18 protein-coding genes are annotated in these 18,876 nt (G+C 62.5%); 6 read left to right on the top strand and 12 right to left on the bottom strand.

Features of this window, described 5'->3' with window-relative positions; translation table 11 throughout:
* Window positions 1-272 precede the first annotated feature (272 nt).
* From thrC to HMPREF2734_RS07225, 3 genes are read left to right on the top strand one after another with little or no spacing between them, the layout of a single operon-like run.
* The gene (gene thrC, locus HMPREF2734_RS07230; RefSeq protein ID WP_070570143.1) at window positions 273-1,712 is read left to right on the top strand and encodes a threonine synthase; all 1,440 of its coding nucleotides are present in this window, start codon (window positions 273-275) and stop codon (window positions 1,710-1,712) included.
* Window positions 1,713-1,728: 16 nt separating this feature from the next.
* Complete coding sequence (locus HMPREF2734_RS12055; RefSeq protein ID WP_167594452.1) at window positions 1,729-1,887, top strand: hypothetical protein; 159 nt, start codon at window positions 1,729-1,731, stop codon at window positions 1,885-1,887.
* A gap of 9 nt (window positions 1,888-1,896) precedes the next feature.
* Window positions 1,897-2,961 carry a S1 family peptidase gene (locus HMPREF2734_RS07225; RefSeq protein WP_246815404.1) on the top strand — a complete coding sequence of 355 codons (1,065 nt, stop codon included), beginning with the start codon at window positions 1,897-1,899 and terminating at the stop codon, window positions 2,959-2,961.
* Here the strand turns inward: HMPREF2734_RS07225 and HMPREF2734_RS07220 are convergent, their stop codons facing one another.
* Entirely contained in the window at window positions 2,962-3,726 is a 765-nt protein-coding gene (locus HMPREF2734_RS07220; protein WP_070570141.1) for a hypothetical protein, read from the bottom strand. It abuts the gene before it with no gap.
* A 27-nt stretch (window positions 3,727-3,753) separates the two neighbouring features.
* On the opposite strand from HMPREF2734_RS07220, the gene HMPREF2734_RS07215 reads away from it, so the two are divergent.
* Entirely contained in the window at window positions 3,754-4,278 is a 525-nt protein-coding gene (locus tag HMPREF2734_RS07215; RefSeq protein ID WP_070570139.1) for an NUDIX hydrolase, read from the top strand.
* The gene (locus HMPREF2734_RS07210; RefSeq protein WP_070570137.1) at window positions 4,275-4,838 is read left to right on the top strand and encodes a glycoside hydrolase family 25 protein; all 564 of its coding nucleotides are present in this window, start codon (window positions 4,275-4,277) and stop codon (window positions 4,836-4,838) included. The genes HMPREF2734_RS07215 and HMPREF2734_RS07210 overlap by 4 nt, the downstream gene beginning before the upstream one ends.
* Here HMPREF2734_RS07210 and HMPREF2734_RS07205 read toward each other — a convergent pair.
* The 3 genes from HMPREF2734_RS07205 to glnA all read right to left on the bottom strand — a co-directional run bounded on the left by HMPREF2734_RS07205 (window position 4,835) and on the right by glnA (window position 8,245).
* The gene (locus HMPREF2734_RS07205; protein ID WP_083308110.1) at window positions 4,835-5,821 is read right to left on the bottom strand and encodes a TDT family transporter; all 987 of its coding nucleotides are present in this window, start codon (window positions 5,819-5,821) and stop codon (window positions 4,835-4,837) included. The two genes, HMPREF2734_RS07210 and HMPREF2734_RS07205, sit on opposite strands and share 4 nt — an antisense overlap.
* Before the next feature lie 214 nt (window positions 5,822-6,035).
* Window positions 6,036-6,566, bottom strand: coding sequence for a VIT1/CCC1 transporter family protein (locus tag HMPREF2734_RS07200; RefSeq protein WP_210384748.1), 531 nt, complete (start codon window positions 6,564-6,566; stop codon window positions 6,036-6,038).
* A gap of 212 nt (window positions 6,567-6,778) precedes the next feature.
* Window positions 6,779-8,245 (bottom strand): type I glutamate--ammonia ligase, encoded by a 1,467-nt coding sequence (gene glnA, locus HMPREF2734_RS07195; RefSeq protein WP_371326164.1) that lies wholly within the window; start codon window positions 8,243-8,245, stop codon window positions 6,779-6,781.
* Window positions 8,246-8,290: 45 nt separating this feature from the next.
* Between glnA and HMPREF2734_RS07190 the strand changes: the two genes are divergently transcribed.
* Window positions 8,291-8,770, top strand: a complete 480-nt coding sequence (locus HMPREF2734_RS07190) for an RDD family protein (RefSeq protein WP_070422150.1) — start codon at window positions 8,291-8,293, stop codon at window positions 8,768-8,770.
* A 28-nt stretch (window positions 8,771-8,798) separates the two neighbouring features.
* Here HMPREF2734_RS07190 and HMPREF2734_RS07185 read toward each other — a convergent pair whose 3' ends face one another.
* The 8 genes from HMPREF2734_RS07185 to sucB all read right to left on the bottom strand — a co-directional run.
* On the bottom strand, window positions 8,799-9,590 hold the full coding sequence (locus HMPREF2734_RS07185; protein ID WP_070450834.1) for a DUF4191 domain-containing protein: 792 nt from the start codon (window positions 9,588-9,590) through the stop codon (window positions 8,799-8,801).
* Window positions 9,591-9,633: 43 nt separating this feature from the next.
* Complete coding sequence (gene lipA / locus HMPREF2734_RS07180; RefSeq protein ID WP_070570133.1) at window positions 9,634-10,677, bottom strand: lipoyl synthase; 1,044 nt, start codon at window positions 10,675-10,677, stop codon at window positions 9,634-9,636.
* A 5-nt stretch (window positions 10,678-10,682) separates the two neighbouring features.
* Window positions 10,683-11,468: a lipoyl(octanoyl) transferase LipB gene (gene lipB / locus HMPREF2734_RS07175; protein ID WP_070570131.1), complete on the bottom strand. Its 786-nt coding sequence runs from the start codon at window positions 11,466-11,468 to the stop codon at window positions 10,683-10,685.
* Window positions 11,469-11,501: 33 nt separating this feature from the next.
* On the bottom strand, window positions 11,502-11,888 hold the full coding sequence (gcvH, locus tag HMPREF2734_RS07170; RefSeq protein WP_070422154.1) for a glycine cleavage system protein GcvH: 387 nt from the start codon (window positions 11,886-11,888) through the stop codon (window positions 11,502-11,504).
* Between the two features lie 2 nt (window positions 11,889-11,890).
* The gene (gene gcvT / locus HMPREF2734_RS07165; RefSeq protein ID WP_070570128.1) at window positions 11,891-12,994 is read right to left on the bottom strand and encodes a glycine cleavage system aminomethyltransferase GcvT; all 1,104 of its coding nucleotides are present in this window, start codon (window positions 12,992-12,994) and stop codon (window positions 11,891-11,893) included.
* Between the two features lie 17 nt (window positions 12,995-13,011).
* On the bottom strand, window positions 13,012-15,864 hold the full coding sequence (gene gcvP / locus HMPREF2734_RS07160) for an aminomethyl-transferring glycine dehydrogenase (RefSeq protein ID WP_070570126.1): 2,853 nt from the start codon (window positions 15,862-15,864) through the stop codon (window positions 13,012-13,014).
* Window positions 15,865-15,963: 99 nt separating this feature from the next.
* Window positions 15,964-17,664: a dihydroxyacetone kinase family protein gene (locus HMPREF2734_RS07155; protein ID WP_246816792.1), complete on the bottom strand. Its 1,701-nt coding sequence runs from the start codon at window positions 17,662-17,664 to the stop codon at window positions 15,964-15,966.
* Between the two features lie 73 nt (window positions 17,665-17,737).
* On the bottom strand, window positions 17,738-18,876 hold a 1,139-nt coding region (gene sucB, locus HMPREF2734_RS07150), incomplete at its 5' end, for a 2-oxoglutarate dehydrogenase, E2 component, dihydrolipoamide succinyltransferase (protein ID WP_070570122.1).

Genomic DNA, 18,876 nt, shown 5'->3' with positions numbered 1-18,876 from the left:
CCCCGGCGCCCCGGCACCGCTAACGCACCACCGCCCCTCCAACGTTCATATGCAGGGCTCGATATGCGTAAGTCCTGGTCACGGCTTTGGAGATACCTTTCGGGCCGTTTTCCCAATTTTGCGCTGACCTGCAGTTACGCATATCGAGCCCTGCATATGAACGAATCGAGGCCCCACGACCGCACCAAAGTGCGGCTTTCCGGGCCTGCCGACGCTGAACGTAAATGCCCATTCCGACCAAGGGCATACACCGATCACGTAGACTGCCCGGCGTGGACTTCATTTCGACGCGCGACGCAACTGCCAAGGCCCGTTCCTTCACTGACATCCTGCTCACAGGCTTAAGCCCGGACGGCGGGCTGTTTATGCCGGCGGTGTACCCGACACTTTCGCCGGCGCTTCTCGACGAGTGGCGCACCCTTTTGGCCAACGACGGCTACGCCGCACTTGCCGCAGAGGTGTTGAAGCTGTTCGTCGATGACATCCCGGCGGAGGACCTCGAGGCGATTGCCAAGCGTGCGTACCGCACCCCGGTGTTCGCGGACGAGGAGATCGTGCCGGTTACGCGTCTGAACGACGGCCTGCACATCGCGCACCTCTCCGAAGGTCCGACCGCTGCGTTTAAGGACATGGCGATGCAGCTGCTCGGCGAGCTCTTCGAGTACGAACTCGGGCGCCGCGGCGAAGAGATCAATATTCTGGGCGCGACCTCTGGCGATACCGGCTCGTCGGCCGAGTACGCCATGCGTGGCCGCGACAACATCCGCGTGTTCATGCTCACCCCGGCCGGGCGTATGACCCCGTTCCAGCAGGCCCAGATGTTCGGCCTGGACGACCCGAACATTTTCAACATCGCGCTCGACGGCGTTTTCGATGATTGCCAGGACGTGGTCAAGGAAGTCAGCGCGGACGCGGAGTTTAAGTCGAAGTACTCGATCGGCGCGGTCAACTCCATTAACTTCGCGCGTTTGCTTGCGCAGGTGGTGTACTACATCGCCACATACCTTAAGACGACGAAGACGAACGAGGAGCAGGTTTCGATCTGCGTGCCTACCGGTAACTTTGGCAACGTGTGCGCAGGCCATATTGCCAAGCAGATGGGGCTGCCGCTTGATCGCCTGATCGTGGCGACGAACGAGAACAACGTCCTGCACGAGTTCTTCACCACCGGTGATTACCGCCCGCGTTCCGCAGCCGACACGTACGCCACCTCGTCGCCGTCGATGGATATTTCCAAGGCGTCGAACTTTGAGCGCATGATCTTCGACGCGCTGGACCGCGACGCGGACACCACCCGCGAGCTCTTCGGCACCAAGGTCAAAGAGGGCGGCTTCGCGCTGGACACCGATACGCTTGAGCGCATCACCGACAAGTACGGTTTCGGCTCAGGCACCTCGACGCATGCGGACCGCATTGCCACGATCAAGCGCATCAAGGACGAGTACGGCGTGGTTATTGACCCGCACACCGCAGACGGCGTGTTCGTGGCGCAGCAGCTGGCAGACAGCGTAGAAACTCCCATTGTTGTGCTGGAGACTGCGCTGCCGGTGAAATTCGCGGATACCATTGTGGAGGCAATTGGCGAGCTTCCGGAGGTGCCGGAGCGCTTCGCCGCGATTATGGACGCCGAGCGCCACGTTGTGGATCTGCCGAATGACGCCGAGCAGGTCAAGGCATTCATCGCCGACGCAATCGAGCGCACGGACGTCTAGGAAAGGATCCCCACCGATGGCACAAGAGCAGTTCGCAGGCCCTGAGCAGTACACGGAGTTCGATCCGGAGAAGTTCCTGCGCGACATCAAGATTCAGGCCGAGGAAGCCGCCAAGGGTGACAAGTTTTTTCTTGACGACGACACCGACGCCGAAGACTCCGACGCCGACAAGTAAGGCTCGCGCTTGACCTTCCCTGAACATCAGGCAGGCGGCGACAACCTGGCGAGGCGCTACCAGCCGGAGGATGGCCAGCAGTGGCGGTTCCCGGACATGCCCGGCGTGCCCGGCATGCCCGCGCAGCCTGTTCTGTCTGCGCCGCCCACGCAGCGGCGTACGGGTTTGCGGACCGGTGGGTGGATTACGGTGATCGTCGCAACGCTTGCTGCTGTTGCGATGGTCGTGTGGCTCGGGCTGACCACGAGCCAATTCCCAACTCCCACGGTGGAGGAGCGCCACGCGCTTGAGCGTGTGCAAACGCCGGATGAGGCCCCGCCTGCACCGGTGGAGGAGAGCAACGTGCTCGTGCCTGCGTTCGCGCCGTGGGCGCCGGGTACGCGCATTCAGTCCACGGACCATTACCCGGAGCCGGGTGAGCACTTCACCGCTCAGTCGTGTACTGCAGCGTTCTCGTTTACTGGCGCTGACGGCCGAGCCTATGCCGTGACTGCGGGCCACTGCGGGCGTGCGGGTGACCTTGTGTGGCCGACGAATGCGGAGACCGCCTTCGACTACGCGCACGAGGTAGGCAAGTTCATCTATTCCGGCATGTACGGCGACGCGAATGAGGAAACGAGAGGTATCGATGTCGGCATCATCGAGATCACCGATGCCGAGCGGTTCATGGATGTCGTCGGTGCTCCGATCGCAACCGGTATCGCCAAGGACCTGCACGATCTCGACCGCGTGTGCAAAACCGGCGCGACCACCGGCTATACCTGCGGCAAGTTTGAGGCGACCCAGCGTGTGCAGATCGTGAACCTTGACGACGACGCCGAGGCCCAAACCCACGGCGACATCGCCTCCGTCTGCGCCGCTTCGGGCGACTCGGGCGGGCCGGTGTTCACCGAGATCAACGGCCGAGCGACGGTCATCGGAGTGGTCTCAGGCACAGAGGCTGGCCGTGCAGGGGAGGAGTGTTTCGAAGGCATGGAGGATCCGCTGCTGATGAGCTACTCCAACATCAACCAGGTGATGGCCGTGATCAACCACGTCGTGCCTGACGCAGATCTCGTGCCCCAGCGCTGGTAGTTAGCGCTCGAGGCCCCACTTCTCGTTGAACGCCTCACCGGCGGGGAACGTCTTGGTGGACCTGCCGTCCTTCTTGTCGTTGTCCACCACGATGACCTCGTCGTCGTAGTAGCCGAAGAACGCGATGCGGTCGATCTCGTCGGGGCGGTTGAGTTGCTTCCACTGCCGCTCGAGTTGCTTCGCGTCGTAGCCGGTTGCTTCCGCGTCGGTCCAGATCAGTCTGATTTCGTGGAAGCTGTTCTGGGCGGGGTAGACGGCGAAGGATGCGGAGTCAGCGCCTTGGGCTACGGCGAAATCGAAGGTGTTTTGGATGGTGGTGGCGGGTATCGTCGCAAAGCAAAAGCCCCAGAAGTTCACCCGCATGCCGTCTGTGGTGGTCAGCTCGAGCGTGTCTAGGCAGTTCTGCTCGAGCAGGCGTGAGACGTGGCCGGCGAACTCGGTGGAATCGCTCATGACGTACTCGGCGAGATCGCCACGCGCCATCACACCAGTGTTGGTTTTGCCCACCTGCAGGTTCTGGATCAGGTGGGGGCGCACACTCGCCGCCACATTGGCAGGATCGGCCGGGGCCGGGTTAAACGGGCGCACCGGTTGTGGCAGGGACACCTCGGTGCTTTCCGCGTCTGCGGTGTATCGCAGCCCGAACACGGCCCCCACCACCGCGGCGACGACGAGTGCGCCGTAGACCGTGACAAACACCGGCGTGGGCACGCGCTGCAGGAAGGTGCGCGTGGGCTGTTCGGGTTCGGTCACGGAAGTGCTCATATCGGAAAGGATTGTACACTCGCACCCATGCCTATCCCGGAGTTCATTGTGGAAACCCGTAAAAAGATCGGCACCGACCTGATGTGGGTGCCCAGCGTGTGCGCGGTGGTGTTGCGCGACTCGGCCGACACCTCCGACTGGGCGGTGCCAGACGTGCTGCTCGTGCGCCGCGCCGACAATGGGAACTGGACCCCGGTGACCGGCATCGCGGACCCGGGCGAGGAGCCTCACATGGCGGCGGTGCGCGAAGTGCTCGAGGAGACCGGTGTGGAAGTCGAGCCGGCGGCAATCCTCGGCGTTGGCGTGGTTGGCCCGGTCACGCACGACAACGGGGATAAGGCGACGTACATGTCGGTGCAGATTCGTTGCGAGGCTACAGACCCCACCGCCGTGCCCATCGTCGGTGACGACGAGTCGATCGAGGTCGGCTGGTTCCCGATTTCCAACATGCCGGTGACCGACCCGAAGTGGCGCCTGACCATCGCCGATGCCGCAGCGCAGCGCCGCCACCCAGGCAGCTTCACCCCGCGCATGGGGCTGAAGAAGCGGTGAGATTCGGCGTCGACGTCTCCGAATACCAACGAGGCTTCGACTTCACCGGCTTCGACTTCGCCATCATCCGCACCACGGACGGCACCTACCGCGACCCGTGTTTTGAGCAATTGCTTCTCGACGCCACCGCCGCCGGCTGCGCCACCTCCACCTACCACTTTCTCCGCGCCCCCTCAGAGGGCACGACGGTGCAGCGGCAGGTGGAGGTGGCGTGTGAGGTGCTCGTCGATACGCAATTGCCCATGTGGCTCGACGTGGAGTCACCCGCGGGGCTTACGCTTGACGACGTCCACACCGCTGTAGAGTGCTTCACCCAAGCTGGCGTGGAAGTGGCCGGGTTTTACACCAACGCCTGGTACTGGCGCCGGCACATGGGGATGGCCAGCCCTGCACAGTTTGGGGAACTGTGGCTCGCGCACTGGGGCGACAACACCGTGACGGACCCGGCGCAGTTGGGGAAGTGGCCGCGCCCGCTCGGGTTCCCGGAACCCGCGGTGTGGCAGTTCACCTCCCGCGGGCGCGTTGGCGGGATCGAGGTCGACCTCAACGTGGCGCGCTAGGCCGCCATCTGGGGCGCAGCCTTCGAGGTCTGGGGCGTCTGCGTCGACTGCGAGTTGTTGTCCCGGCGACCTTCGATAACCCAACTGATGAACCTGCTCGAGCACACCGTCCAGTGTGCGAGCAGCAGGAACGGAATTGCCAAGGCAACGGCGTCCAGCCAGTGCGACCCGTTGACCAGCGCCACCTGGTGGCCACCCATGCTCACCGTGCCCGGCGGGAACGTGCACGACCACCAGGCGGGGGAGTACTGCGTCCAGCGTGCGACGTTGGGGTAGAAGGTGACCATGGCGTAGATGGCCAGCGGGATGGACAGCATAAGCGCCACGTAGCCGTAGTGGACCGAGAAGTAGCCGGGGTAGAGGATCTGTAACGCGGTAGTGGATTGGCCGATCACGCCGAGCGGCACCCATGCGGTCGCAGAGTTCGGGCCCGACAGATCAACCTCACCGTGCCAGGCAGCCCAGTAGACGCGCATGAACACCGGCACTGCGGTCAGCAGCGACATGAAGAAAAACACTGTGCCCATGACGTGGTAGATCTGCCCGTAGTCGCGGGCCAGCCAGCCGGCCACAGACGCGGAGATCATCGGGCCGACAAGCGGCAGCCCCCACGTAAACCGTGGTTTTCCTTCGAATCGCGTGAGTTGGATCGCCCAGGTCAAGGTGGTGACGGGCGCGCCGATCCAAAAGCCGACCAGGCGGTACACCGGCACATCCGTCAACCCAGACAGTGCGGCGCCGAGCGCGAGGATTCCGATGAAGAACATCGACCATTCCGCCATTGAGGTGCGTTTGAAGCTTGGCTGGCGGTATGTGACAAAGCCAACCACTAATACAACGAGGATTGCGGAGGCGATCGCTGCGAAGATGCTCGCGCCAAGCATCATGTTCTTTTCGACGAGCAGTCGCGACACGATCGACGTACCCATGAGGCTGCCGCCCCATGCGGGGCCGGCCGGAGGAAGTTGGCGGAGCTTGTTCATCACCCCATGTATGGTAATCCCTTTTGTTGTACCTGGCCATTCGGCAGTTCGGGATACTCATCCTCTGGCACGCGCAGGATGTCGGCGACACTACCGATGTTATGTGAAGTTATGTGGTTTGTGTGGAGTTGTGTACTTTGTGTGGAGTTGTGTGGTTTGGGTGTTTTCCCACGTCAAACGGATACGATCCAAATCGCTACCGCCACTCTGGACGCTAAAGTGCAGCGGCGCCGAAGAGCGAACCCACCGCAAAAGTCATCGCTAGGCCGAGTGTTCCACCGACGACGATGCGCAGAACCGGGCGGAGCACCGGGGAATCGCCAAGCTTTGCCGACAGTGCGCCGGTGAGTGCAAGCGCAACGAGCGTCACAGTGAAGATCGACACAATGCGGACGGACTCCGGCGCCAGTATCGCGGTCACAAATGGCAGCACCGCACCCAAGATGAACGACAGGAACGACGCGATACCGGCTGACCATGGATTGACCTGCTGGTGCTCCGCAAAGCCCATGGAGCGCTCCGAGTCGCGTTGCGACGACACCGAGACGTATTCGCCAAGCGCCATCGACACAGCACCACCAACGACGGCGGCCAAACCGGACATGGCAATCGTCGTCTGGTTCGCGGTCGCGCCCGCTACACCCACGACGACAGCCGCCGTGGAGACAATGCCGTCGTTCGCGCCAAGGACGGCCGCGCGGAGGCGGTTGAGCCGCTCGCTGGTGCCAGGCTCAACGTGCTGCATCGGGTGCAGGTCGTGCACCACCGGGCAGTCGGCGGAGCAGTCATTGGGGCGTGCCATCAGATCAGTCATAGCGCCCACTATGAACCGATTGTTTTGCCTGCGCAAGCATGTATAGCCTGACCTTCCGCAGGTCAGGCTATACAAAGTTATCTAAGGCTTAGCGGAGAACGAGGCTATTTCAGCCACCATCGAGCCGCTGTTTTGCCTCTGATTTAGCAGTCGAAGTACATCTCGAATTCCTGCGGCGTTGGGCGCAGGCGCACCGGGGTGATCTCGTTGTCGTACTTCAGCTTGATGTAGGTCTGAATGAGATCCTCGGTGAACACGTCGCCCTCGGTGAGGAAGTCATGGTCAGCCTCAAGCGCCTGCAGGGCAGCCTCAAGCGAGGTCGGTGCCTGCGGGATGTCCTTGGCCTCTTCTGGTGGCAGTTCGTAGAGGTCCTTGTCCACCGGGGCGTGCGGCTCGATGCGGTTCTTGATGCCGTCGATACCTGCCATGAGCATGGCTGCGAAGCCGAGGTAAGGGTTGCCCGACGGGTCCGGTGCGCGGAACTCGATGCGCTTCGCCTTCGGGTTCGCACCCGTGATCGGGATGCGGATGGCAGCGGAACGGTTGCGCTGGGAGTACACCAGGTTGATCGGGGCCTCGAAGCCCGGCACCAGGCGGTGGTAGGAGTTCAGCGTCGGGTTGGTGAAGGCGAGTACGGCACCTGCGTGCTCGAGCAGGCCGCCGATGTACCAGCGGGCGATGTCGGACAGGCCGCCGTAGCCGGACTCGTCGTAAAACAGCGGCTCGCCGTCCTTCCACAGCGACTGGTGGGCGTGCATGCCCGAGCCGTTGTCACCAGCGAGCGGCTTCGGCATGAACGTGACGGTCTTACCGAACTGGGTGGCAGTGTTCTTGATGATGTACTTGAAGTCCTGCAGGTCATCCGCCGCATGTAGCAGGGTGTTGAAGCGGTAGTTGATCTCCTGCTGGCCGCCGTTGCCCACCTCGCGGTGGAAACGCTCGATCTCAAAACCGGATTCAGCCAGGTTGCGCACCATCGCGTCGCGCACCTCGACGGTCTTGTCGTGCGGCGGGACGGGGAAGTAGCCACCCTTCACACGGTTCTTGTAGCCCAGGTTCGGGCCGCCATCGACGTCAGCCTCGGCACCACGGTTCCACCAGCCTTCTTCCGCGTCGATCTCGTAGAACGCAGTATGGGCGTCCACCTCGTAGCGGATGGAGTCGAACAGGTAGAACTCGGCCTCGGCGCCAATCGAGCAGGTGTCTGCGATGCCGGTGGAGCGCAGGTACTCCTCGGCCTTCTTGGCTACGTTGCGCGGGTCGCGCGAGAACGGTTCGTGGGTGAACGGGTCGTTGACAAAAAACTTCACGTTTAGCGTCTTCGAGCCACGGAACTGGTCGAGCTTCGCGGTGGCCAGGTCCGGCATGAGCGTCATGTCGGACTCTTCGATCGTGGTGAAGCCGCGGATGGAGGAGCCGTCGAAAGCGAGGCCCTCTTCCATCACGTCTTCGTCGAACATGGAGGCCGGGATGGAGAAGTGGTGTTCGATGCCGGGCACGTCGGTGAAGCGCACGTCAACGAATTCCACCCCCTCGTCGACAATGAACTTTTTAACGTCTTCGATGTTGTCGAAGGACACGGGCGGTACTCCTCGTCGGTCGGCTGTCATAAGCGGTTACAAGTGTAGACCTGTACACCGCTAGGCTCATAGAGTATGGCTGCTAATCGACGACCTGACTGGCGCAACGGCCCAGAAATCCCTAATCAATTCAACGGCGAGGACCATCTGCCGTCCTATCCGGGGGAGTTCCTCGGCATGCCGGAGAAAGGTGCCGGCTCGCAAGCATCGGTGGCGCGACGCATGGGCGGGGTGCTCATCGACTGGACAATCTGCGCGATCGCTGCATCCCTGATCACCCAGAACACCTCAGCGTTGGGGGACAAGTACACGCTGACCTACCTGCTGTGGATCGTGCTGGGAATCCTGGGAGGCTGGTTGTTCGCCCGCACACCCGGTATGGCTGCGCTCGGCATGGGGGTGGCGCGTGTAGACGAAGAAGCGCCGGTGGGACTGTGGCGCGCAGCGTTGCGCACCGTCCTCACCGGCTTCGTGTTGCCCGCAGCGCTTGTCGACGCCGACGGGCGCGGCATGCATGACCGCGCCACCACCACAACAGTGATCCGTTCCAGGTAGCGAGCGGATCATCGGGGGGATTCGGGGGTTACTTTCCGCCCTTGCGCTCTTGCATACGGCGCATCTTGCGGTTCATACCCGCCATGTTCTGTGCCTGCTTTGGCAGTGGACCACCCGGCAGGCCCGGCATCTGGCCGTTGCGTGCGCGTGAATCCATTGCGTCCAACTTCGCTGCGAGGTTGTATACCTCGTTCTTCTGGTAGTTCTTCGGCAGCTTCAGCAGGTGCTTCTGCAGATCGCGAGTGCGCACCTGGTCTTCGCCTTCACCGACATACACCTCGTAGATCGGTACACCAGCCAGCAGACGGTCGACGCGCTTGTGCTCCTTGGACATCAGGGTCTTCAAACGGTTCGGGTTACCCTCGCCGACCAGGACCACACCCGGGTTGCCCACTACGCGGTGGACGGTGTCCATGGAAGTATTCGCCTGCACGCCGGTCTTAGTCAGCCACACGATGCCCATCGTGTTGCGCATGTTCTCCAGTGTCCAGCCGGCAGCGCCTGGGGTGTCGCCGACCTCTTCGTACATGGAGCGCTCCAGGCGACGGGAGAAGACAAACATTGCCAGCACGGCACCCAGAACGAGGCCGAAGACGAGCCAGAGCCACTTCATGCCCCACCACAGGCCGAGGAGGAAGAATAGCAACCCGACGCCGAGCACACAGGCCAGCATGATCGGGATAAGCGCCTTGTCGCGCTTACGCTGAATATTAAACGCCTGGACGATTTGCCCGCGCGTTGCCTTGCTCTTCGCGCGCTTCGCCGCGCGCTGTTCCTGTTTCGCAGCCTTTGCGGCTGCCTTGTCCTGCGTCTTAGCCATGGCCAATACTGTATGCCACAGCTAAGACGCGGGCCAAAGACCCCTAGCGGGTCTCTACAGGGTGGTCCTCAGACGCGCCGTACTTCTTCAGCAGCGACGAGGCTTCCTGCGCGGTCTCACCCTGAGACGTTTCCGCGAGGTGCTTCAGGTTCTCCGGCAGTTCGAGCCCACGGTGCTTCATTGCTTCCACGTAGAGCTTGCCTGCACGGTAGGAGGAGCGGACCAGCGGGCCGGACATGACAGCGCCGAAGCCCATCTCGTAAGCAGCGTCGCGGTACTCGATGAACTCTTCCGGCTTCACCCAACGGTCGATCGGGTGGTAGGTCGGGCCTGGGCGCAAGTACTGCGTAATGGTGATGATGTCGCAGCCGGCATCAACGAGGTCGTTGAGTGCCTCCAGGACCTCTTCACGGGTCTCACCCATGCCGAGGATGAGGTTGGACTTGGTGATCAAACCGAAGTCACGTGCCTGGCGGATAACGTCCAGAGATCGCTCGTAACGGAATGCCGGACGGATGCGCTTGAAGATGCGCGGGACAGTCTCCAGGTTGTGGGCGAAGACCTCAGGGCGTGCTTCGAACACTTCCTGGAGCAGATCCGGCTTGCCGGAGAAGTCCGGAGTGAGGTTCTCTACGCCGGTGTGCGGGTTGAGCTCGTGGATCTTGCGGACGACCTCTGCGTATAGCCAAGCACCCTCGTCTTCGAGGTCGTCGCGGGTCACACCGGTGATGGTGGAGTAGTTCAGGTTGAGGCTCTTGACCTCTTCTGCCACGCGACGCGGTTCGTCGCGGTCCAACGGATCCGGTTTGCCGGAGGCGATGTCACAGAAATCGCAACGGCGCGAGCAACGCGATCCGCCGATGAGGAACGTTGCCTCACGCGATTCCCAGCACTCGTGAATATTGGGGCAGCCGGCTTCCTGGCACACGGTGTGCAGCCCCGCTCCCTTGACTTTTTGCTTCATGTCCTCGTATTCGGGACCGGTCTTTACAGAGTTGCGGATCCAGCGTGGTTTCTTCTCAATTGGTGTCTGCGAGTTGCGCGCCTCAACGCGCAGCAGCTTGCGTCCTTCTGGTGCTACAGTCACGCCCCCTACCGTACATGTTTTGTCAAACCCTTCGACGGGTCCGGCCGAGTGGCAAACGTATGGTCCGCAACCACCAGTTCACCAGCCAAAGCTCGCTTGAGTTCGTGCACGACAGGGCCAGCCATATCGGCAGGCGAGATGTCGCGTCCGAGTTCGAGCGACATGGTGGTCACGTCGGCGTCGTCGATACCGCAGGCGACGATGTGTTCGTAGTGTTCGAGGGTGTTGTCGCAGTTCAGGCTCAGCCCGTGCATGGTCACGCCACGGGTGATACGGATGCCAAGTGCTGCGATCTTGCGCTCACGTGTCGAGGCCTCAGGGGAGGCCGCCTTGGTTTCAGCGGGTACCCAGACGCCCGAGCGGCCGTCGATACGCCCTGCGGTGGTCACCCCGGCTGCCCGCACGGTCTGAATGAGGGCTTCTTCGAGGCGGCGCACATAATCGACGACGTCTACCGGCTCGGCCAACTTAATAATCGGGTACACCACGAGTTGGCCTTCGCCGTGCCAGGTGATGCGACCGCCACGGTCCACCGTCACAACCGGGACGGGGTAGGAAGCATCCGGCATATCCTCCGGCTGGGTGCGCTTGCCGGCAGTGAATGTGGAGGGGTGCTCCAACACCAGGATGGTGTCGCCCACCTCATCCTTGGCGCGCTGCGCGGCAATCTCGGCCTGAAGATCCCAGGCCTGCTGATAATCCACGAGCCCCAGATCGCGCACGTCAATGGGCGAGTCTGAGGCTCGGATGGACTTCTCGGCGGGGAAAAACGGGTCACGTGGCGCAGTCATGCGCCCAACCCTAGTCCCCGGCAGAGATGTGTACTACACGCCGTTAGCGGCGCCGTACTCGTCGGCGGTCATGAGCGGGCCGACCTCTTCGACCTCAACCTCGTAGAGCCAGCCTTCGCCGTACGGGTCGTTGTTGATGGCCTCATACGCGCCGTCGATGTCCTCGTTGACAGCGGTGACCGTGCCGGTGACCGGGGAGTACAGATCAGAGACCGACTTGGTGGACTCGATCTCACCGCAGGTTTCGCCTGCGGTGACGGTGTCGCCGACCTGCGGCAGTTCCGCGAACACAACCTCACCGAGGCGGTCAGCAGCGACGTGGGTGATGCCCACGCGTACGGTCTGGCCAACGGCGGTGTCCGGGGTGGCGTTGATCCACTCGTGGTCCTCGGAGTAGTAGAAATCCTGCTTCAGAGCCATAGTTATGCGTCCTCTCGGGTGTAAAACGGGGTTGCTGCAATAGTAAACGGGTAGCGGCGTCCGCGGATATCAACTTCCACTTCGGTGCCCACTTCCGTGTGTGCCGGATCCACATGTGCGAGTGCGACCGGGTAGCCCAGCGTCGGCGAAGGCTGGCCAGAGGTGACCACGCCGATCTTGTCCTCAGTACCCGCCAGGTACACCTCGGCGCCCTGACGTGCGGCACGGCGCTGCTCAGACGTCAGACCAGCGATAACGACGCTTGGTTCACGACCAGTGAGCGCCTGCTTACCGACGAAGTCCGCCTCCTTCTTTGCAAACGCACGGCCCATCCCGGCCTCCACCGGGGTGATGTCGGTGGTCAATTCGTTGCCGTAGAGCGGCATGGATGCCTCGAGACGCAGCGAGTCACGTGCAGCCAGACCGCACGGGGTACCGGAGCCGATGACGGCGTCCCACACGGCAACGGTGTCTTCGGCCGCGCAGAACAGTTCGAAGCCGTCTTCACCGGTGTAACCGGTGCAAGCGACAAACACGTCGACTCGCTTCGCATCGTCGACTGTTGTGTCGTTCGAGCGAAGCGAGAACCAAGCGCCGGAGTAGTACTCAAGGGCGCCAGCATCGCCGTCCAGCAGCGGGTTGAGCACCTCGAGGGAGCGCGGACCCTGGACGGCAACCAGGCCGGTGGCTTCGGAGTCGTTGCGCAGCTCGACGTCGAAGTCCCCCTTGCGTGCCTCGAACGCCGCCCATACGGCTGCGGTGTTGCCAGCATTGGGCACAACCATGAAGTGGTCGTCGTCGAAGCGGTAGGTGATCAAGTCGTCGAGGATGCCGCCGTTTTCATCGACAATCATCGAATACTTCGCCTTGCCCACCTTCAGGATGGACATGTTGGAGATCAACGCGTAGTCCAAAAACGCTGCAGCGTCGGGGCCCTTGACGTCAATTTCGCCCATGTGGGACAGGTCGAAAATGCCAACGTCGTTGCGCACCGCGCGGTGCTCTTCCAACTCGGAGGCGTACTTCAGCGGCATGGTCCAGCCACCGAAGTCGGTGAAGGAGGCGTTGAGCGCCTCGTGCTTAGCAAACAGGGGAGTCTGTGGCATGGGTGTTCTCCTTACTCCTAGTTGTCGGTGCCGTTAGTGTCGTCAGTGATGTCGAAGGCCTCCGGCGGCGGGCATGCGCACTGGAGGTTGCGGTCGCCGAATGCTTCGTCAACACGACGCACTGGCGGGAAGTACTTCTGGTGGACGAGACGATCCACCGGGTAGGCGGCCTGCTCACGGGTGAACTCGTACGGCCACTCGTCACGGGCCACGCTGTGCGCGGTGTACGGCGCGTTGTGGACCACGGAGTTTTCGTACTCGATCTTGCCGTCAATGATCTCCTGGATCTCCGCACGGATGGAGCGCATTGCCTCGATGAAGCGGTCGATCTCAGCCAGGTCCTCGGACTCGGTCGGCTCCACCATGAGCGTGCCCGCAACCGGGAATGCCAGGGTGGGGGCGTGGAAGCCGTAGTCCACCAGACGCTTGGCCACATCGGCGGCGGTCACACCGGACTGATCAGTGAGTTCGCGCAGATCCAGGATGCACTCGTGGCCGACAAGACCGTTGTTGCCGGTGTAGAGGACCGGGAAGGAGTCGTTGAGTTCCTTCGCAATGTAGTTCGCGTTCAGCACCGCGTGCGCCGTGGCACTGCGCAGTCCTTCCGCACCGGACATGGCGATGTACGACCAGGAAATCGGCAGCACACCAGCCGAGCCAAACAGGGTGGAGGCCACCGGCACGCCAGCCGAGCCGTCGATCTCCGCAGCGGCCTGCTCCAGCGGCACGTTCGGGTTGGACGGCAAGAACGGGATGAGGTGCTCGGCCACACCGATCGGGCCAACACCCGGACCACCGCCACCGTGCGGGATGGTGAACGTCTTGTGCAGGTTCAGGTGAGACACGTCGCCGCCGAAGTCACCCGGGCGGGCGATGCCGGTCAGGGCGTTCATGTTCGCGCCGTCGATGTAGACCTGGCCGCCAGCCGCATGCACCTTGTCACAGACCACGCGCACGTCCTCCTCGTACACGCCGTGCGTGGAGGGGTAGGTGAGCATGATGGCTGCGACGTGGCCTTCGTGCTTGGCCAGCTTCTCGTCCAAGTCGTTGATGTCGATGGAACCATCGGCAGCAGTCTTGACGACGACCACCCGCAGGTTCGCCAGCGTCGCCGACGCGGCATTCGTACCGTGCGCCGACGCCGGAATCAGGCAGATGTCGCGCTCGGTGTCGCCGTTGGCCACGTGGTAGCGACGGATTGCCAACAAGCCCGCCAACTCGCCGTTCGCACCGGAGTTCGGCTGGACGGACACCTCGGCGTAGCCGGTGATTTCGACCAGCCAGGAGCGGATTTCGTCGATAAGTTCGCGCCATCCCTCGGTGTACTCGTCCGGGGTGAAGGGGTGCACGTTGGCAAAACCAGGCCAGGTAATCGCCTCAAGGCCCGCGGTCGGGTTGAGCTTCATCGTGCAGGAACCCAGCGGGATCATCGTGCGATCCAGCGCCAGATCCTTATCACCAAGTTCACGGATGTAGCGCATCATCTGGGTCTCAGAGTGGATGCGGTTAAACGTCTCGTGGGTGAGGAACTCGGTCTTGCGCACAAGTGCCGCAGGGATACGAGACTCGCCGGTCGCAGCCTCCGCGCCGAAGCCGGCCAGCAGCGCCGAAACATCCGCATCCGTGGTGTCCTCGCCAAAAGACACGCCGACCGTGTTGTCGTCAATCGCGCGAACGAGGTAGCCCGCCTGCGCAAACTTATCGACGACACCACGCGCCCCGTCAACCTCCACCGCAACAGTGTCGAAGAACTCAGCATGCTTGACCTTCACGCCAGCCTTCTCAAGAGCGGCAGCAAAATCCGTCGCGCGCTGGTGAATCGTGCGAGCGATCTGCGTCAGCCCGTCCGGACCGTGGTAGACCGCGTACATCGACGCGGTGACCGCAAGCAGTGCCTGAGCAGTACAGATGTTGGACGTCGCACGCTCACGACGAATGTGCTGCTCACGCGTCTGCAACGCCAGGCGGTATGCGGGGTAGCCCTCCGCATCCTTGGACACGCCAACGAGGCGGCCTGGCATCTGACGCTGCAACTTCTCACGCACAGCCATGTAGGCGGCGTGCGGGCCACCGTAGAACAGCGGCACACCAAGACGCTGCGTGGTGCCGATTGCGATATCCGCACCGAACTCACCAGGGGACTCCAACAGCGTCAGCGCAAGAATGTCCGCGTCAACCGCAACCAGGCCACCACGCTCGTGGATCGCCTCGATCACCGGACGCGGATCCGCAACGTCGCCCTCGGTACCCGGGTAGGCAAACACCGCGCCCACCAGGTCCTCGCCGACAACACCCTCGGTGAGGTCAACAACCTCAACCTCAAGATCAATCGCACGGGCGCGCTCTGCAGCCACGTTGATCACCTGCGGATGCAAACGAGCATCCAACAGCACACGGCGACCCTTCTTCACCACACGAGCCATCAGGCCAACTGCTTCCGCGGCGGCTGAGGCTTCGTCGAGAAGCGAAGCGTTCGCAATATCCAAACCAGTCAGATCCTGCACCATGGTCTGGAAATTCAGCAGCGCCTCCAAGCGCCCCTGAGAAATCTCCGGCTGATACGGGGTATACGCGGTATACCAGCCAGCATCCTCCACCACACCACGACGAATCACCGGTGGCGTGAGAGTCGAGTTAAAGCCCTGGCCATAGAACGCGCGCAAGACCTTGTTCTTGCCAGCCAACTCACGCAGACGAGCCTGAGCCTCGTACTCCGTAAGCGCATCCGGCAGGTCAAGCGGCTGCTCAGCCAGGATCCCGCCTGGCACCGCTGCAGCAATCAGCGCATCGATACTTTCGTAACCCAGCGCGTCCAGCAATTGCTGCTGTTCATCCTGGTTTGGGCCAATATGACGGGAAATGTAATCCAACTGAAGGCTCCTTATCTCGGGGCGTACGAGCACGCCCAAGCATAGCGGGCAAACACGTCCGTGACACCCACCAATAAGACAAAGCGGTCTACCAGGGTGTTAAAACTCCGACACGTCCGCAGCGCCGAACAGCCACGTCACCGCAATCGCGCCGGGATCCGGCACATCCTTTGCGCTTTCGCCCAGGTAGGAGGCCCGACCCTTCTTCGCCTGCATGCCGCGGGTGGACTTTGCGCCCTCGACGGCAGCTGCGAATACGTGCTCGAGAACGTCCTCCACAGTGGCAGAGCTATCGATCGATTCGGCGGCCTTCGCGGCCGGTGCGAGGGCGTCGATAAGCGTGTTGTCGCCCTCCTTCGCCCCACCGAGCTCTGTAATGGCCGTCACGCCGTCTCGCAGGCCCTCAGCCAGCGCCGTGCCGAACGCAGCGCCGTCCGCTTCCCGCGAATCCACATTGGCGCGCTCAAACACGTCAGCCATCTCGCGGAAGAACGTGCCCAGCACCGCACCCGAGGTACCGCCCGCGCGAACCAACATCCGGTGGGCAAAGAAGTTCAGCACCTCGGGGTCGTTGCCCCGAATCGGGGTAGTCATATCACCGAAGGCTGCTTCCATGTTCTGGCCGAAGTCGCCGTCGCCGGCCTCCCGGTCTAGCGCCGTCAGGTCGTCGTAGGCAGCTGCGAGGCGATCCACAAAGGCCGAAAGCCACACGTTTGCCTCGCCACTGTCTGGCTGCTGTTCGTCGTCCGTCATCGTGGCGTCGGAATACTGCGGGTCACGGACCAAATCAGGCCAGGCTGGTGCCTGGGTTTCCGCGTCGAGCAGGCTGATGAGCTCGTCGTCAAGCGCCGTGACTGTAAGCGAAATACCAGCCATGTTCAACGACGTCACTAGCGAGCCACGCATTCCGCGACGCACCGTCACGCCACGATCCGACAGCTGTTTGAGCGCCTCGCCGAAGACCAGATCGAGCTCCAGCTCGCTTGTGCCACCCAGGCCGTTGACAAAGAGCATGGCGTCACCCACCTCAACGCCGTTGTCCTTGAGCGAGGCCAGCACCGCATCGAGTAACTCCTCAACCAGCGCCTGCGCGGACGGCTTCGACCCCGCCTGATCACGACGCTCCACACCCGGCTCACCGTGAATACCAACACCGACCTCAATCTGGCCCTCCTCCAGATCAAACGTCGCACGGTCGCTGGTCGGAGAGTGGCCAGGCTGCAGCGCCACCGCCATGCTTCGCGACTGATCCGCCGCCCGCTGCGCAACCTCCGCAACGGCGCCGAGGTCGTCGCCACGCGCCGCAGCAGCACCCGCAATCTTCTCGACGATCACCGTCGCCCCCGTACCCCGCCTCCCCGGCGAGTCATCGTTGTCGATCTCGGTTGCCACATCGTCAGCCACCAACACCTGCCTTACTTCAGCCTCGGCATGGTTTCCCGCCACGGTGAAGTTCATGACGTCGCCCGTGTAGTTCTTCACCACATGCACAACGCCACGGCCACGATCTGCCCACTCCGTTGCCGCGCCAATCTGCACCGCGTTCGGGGACGTAAACAGCAGCCCCGGGCAAGCCGCGTCCAGCATCCCCTCGCCGACGAACCCGGCGTGCATCGGCTCGTGGCCCGACCCGCCGCCGGAGATGACGGCGACGCGGGCGGGGGAGTCGTCGTCACGCAAAAGCCCCACGAACCCCTCGTTGTGCCACTCCGCAAAAGGATGCGCGGCCACAAGGCCGCCGAGTGCCTCGCGCATGAAATGTTCAGTGTTGTTGCGGAAAGATTTGAATGTGCCTGTCATGCGCGCCAGTGTAAACATAAAAAGAAGGCCCGGCACTGACATAAATCAGTGCCGGGCTTTCGCCTGCTAGAGGTTAGATATCGAGGTCAGCCTCGAAGTCACCCTCCTCGATGCGGTCCTTGATGGTCGTGACGAAACGACCAGCGTCCGCACCGTCGATCAGCTGGTGATCGTAGGTGAACGGCAGGTAGCACATCTGACGGATCGCGATGGAGTCAATGCCATCCTCGGTCACGATGACCGGGCGCTTCTCAATCGCAGCCGTACCCAGAATGCCAGCCTGCGGCGGGGTCAGCACCGGAGTATCCAGCAGCGCACCCTCGGAACCAATGTTGGTCACCGTGAAGGTTGCGCCAGACAGGTCGTCCGGACGCAGCTTCTTGTTGCGTGCGCGCTCGGCCAGGTCGGTGATCGCCTTCGCAATCTCCGCAAGGTTCTTCTTCTGCGCCTGCTTGATCACCGGCACCAACAGACCCATCGGGGTATCAACAGCGATACCGATGTTGACGTCCTCGTGGTAGGTGATCTCCTTCGCATCCGCGTCGTAGGAAGCGTTCACGTTCGGGTGGGACACAAGCGCCTCTGCCGTGGCCTTGATGAAGAAGGCCAGGTACGTGATGTTTGCGCCATGCTTCTCGACGAACGCCGGCTTCACCTTCTTGCGCAGCTCCGCCACACGGGTGACGTCGACTTCCTGCACGTGGGTGAGCTGAGCAGTGGTCTGCAGCGACTCGACCATCTTCGCAGCGGTGATCTCGCGGATGCGGTTCACACGCTGGGTGGTGCCGATGAGCTCCGCCTTCGCCGGATCCACAGACTTGGTGGACCAGTTAGCGCGCTCGCCCTTCGGCTGCTGCGTCTGCTCCTTCGTCGCAGACGCAGCGGTGGTGCCCTCAGCCTTACCACCCTCAGCGGCAGCCAGGACATCCTGCTTACGGATGCGGCCACCAACACCGGTGCCCTCAACCGTGTTCAGATCAACGCCGTGCTTCTCAGCCAGCTTGCGCACCAGCGGGGTGACGTACGGGACGTTGTCGCCGTTGTTGACCTTCGCCGAAGCGTTCTTGGAGTCGGTGGATGCAGCCTTCGGCTCTTCCTTCTTCGGTGCTTCCTTCGGCTCCGGCTTCTTCTCTTCAGCCTTCTCCTCGGCCTTTTCCTCAGCCTCTTCGACCTCGGCTTCGTCTTCGTTGGAGTCGTCGGAGGAAGCAGCCG

This window comes from Corynebacterium sp. HMSC055D05, assembly GCF_001810365.1.
GTDB classification, from domain to species: Bacteria; Actinomycetota; Actinomycetes; order Mycobacteriales; family Mycobacteriaceae; genus Corynebacterium; species Corynebacterium coyleae.
Note: the sequence above shows the minus strand (reverse complement) of the source record. Positions and strands in the feature narration are given on the sequence as shown.

Coding starts and splice junctions, on each gene's coding strand:
- HMPREF2734_RS12055 (WP_167594452.1), top strand. CDS start 1,729: ATGGCACAAGAGCAGTTCGCAGGCCCTGAGCAGTACACGGAGTTCGAT.
- HMPREF2734_RS07220 (WP_070570141.1), bottom strand. CDS start 3,726: ATGAGCACTTCCGTGACCGAACCCGAACAGCCCACGCGCACCTTCCTG.
- HMPREF2734_RS07215 (WP_070570139.1), top strand. CDS start 3,754: ATGCCTATCCCGGAGTTCATTGTGGAAACCCGTAAAAAGATCGGCACC.
- HMPREF2734_RS07205 (WP_083308110.1), bottom strand. CDS start 5,821: ATGAACAAGCTCCGCCAACTTCCTCCGGCCGGCCCCGCATGGGGCGGC.
- HMPREF2734_RS07200 (WP_210384748.1), bottom strand. CDS start 6,566: ATGCAGCACGTTGAGCCTGGCACCAGCGAGCGGCTCAACCGCCTCCGC.
- glnA (WP_371326164.1), bottom strand. CDS start 8,245: ATGACAGCCGACCGACGAGGAGTACCGCCCGTGTCCTTCGACAACATC.
- HMPREF2734_RS07190 (WP_070422150.1), top strand. CDS start 8,291: ATGGCTGCTAATCGACGACCTGACTGGCGCAACGGCCCAGAAATCCCT.
- HMPREF2734_RS07185 (WP_070450834.1), bottom strand. CDS start 9,590: ATGGCTAAGACGCAGGACAAGGCAGCCGCAAAGGCTGCGAAACAGGAA.
- lipB (WP_070570131.1), bottom strand. CDS start 11,468: ATGACTGCGCCACGTGACCCGTTTTTCCCCGCCGAGAAGTCCATCCGA.
- gcvH (WP_070422154.1), bottom strand. CDS start 11,888: ATGGCTCTGAAGCAGGATTTCTACTACTCCGAGGACCACGAGTGGATC.
- gcvT (WP_070570128.1), bottom strand. CDS start 12,994: ATGCCACAGACTCCCCTGTTTGCTAAGCACGAGGCGCTCAACGCCTCC.
- HMPREF2734_RS07155 (WP_246816792.1), bottom strand. CDS start 17,664: ATGACAGGCACATTCAAATCTTTCCGCAACAACACTGAACATTTCATG.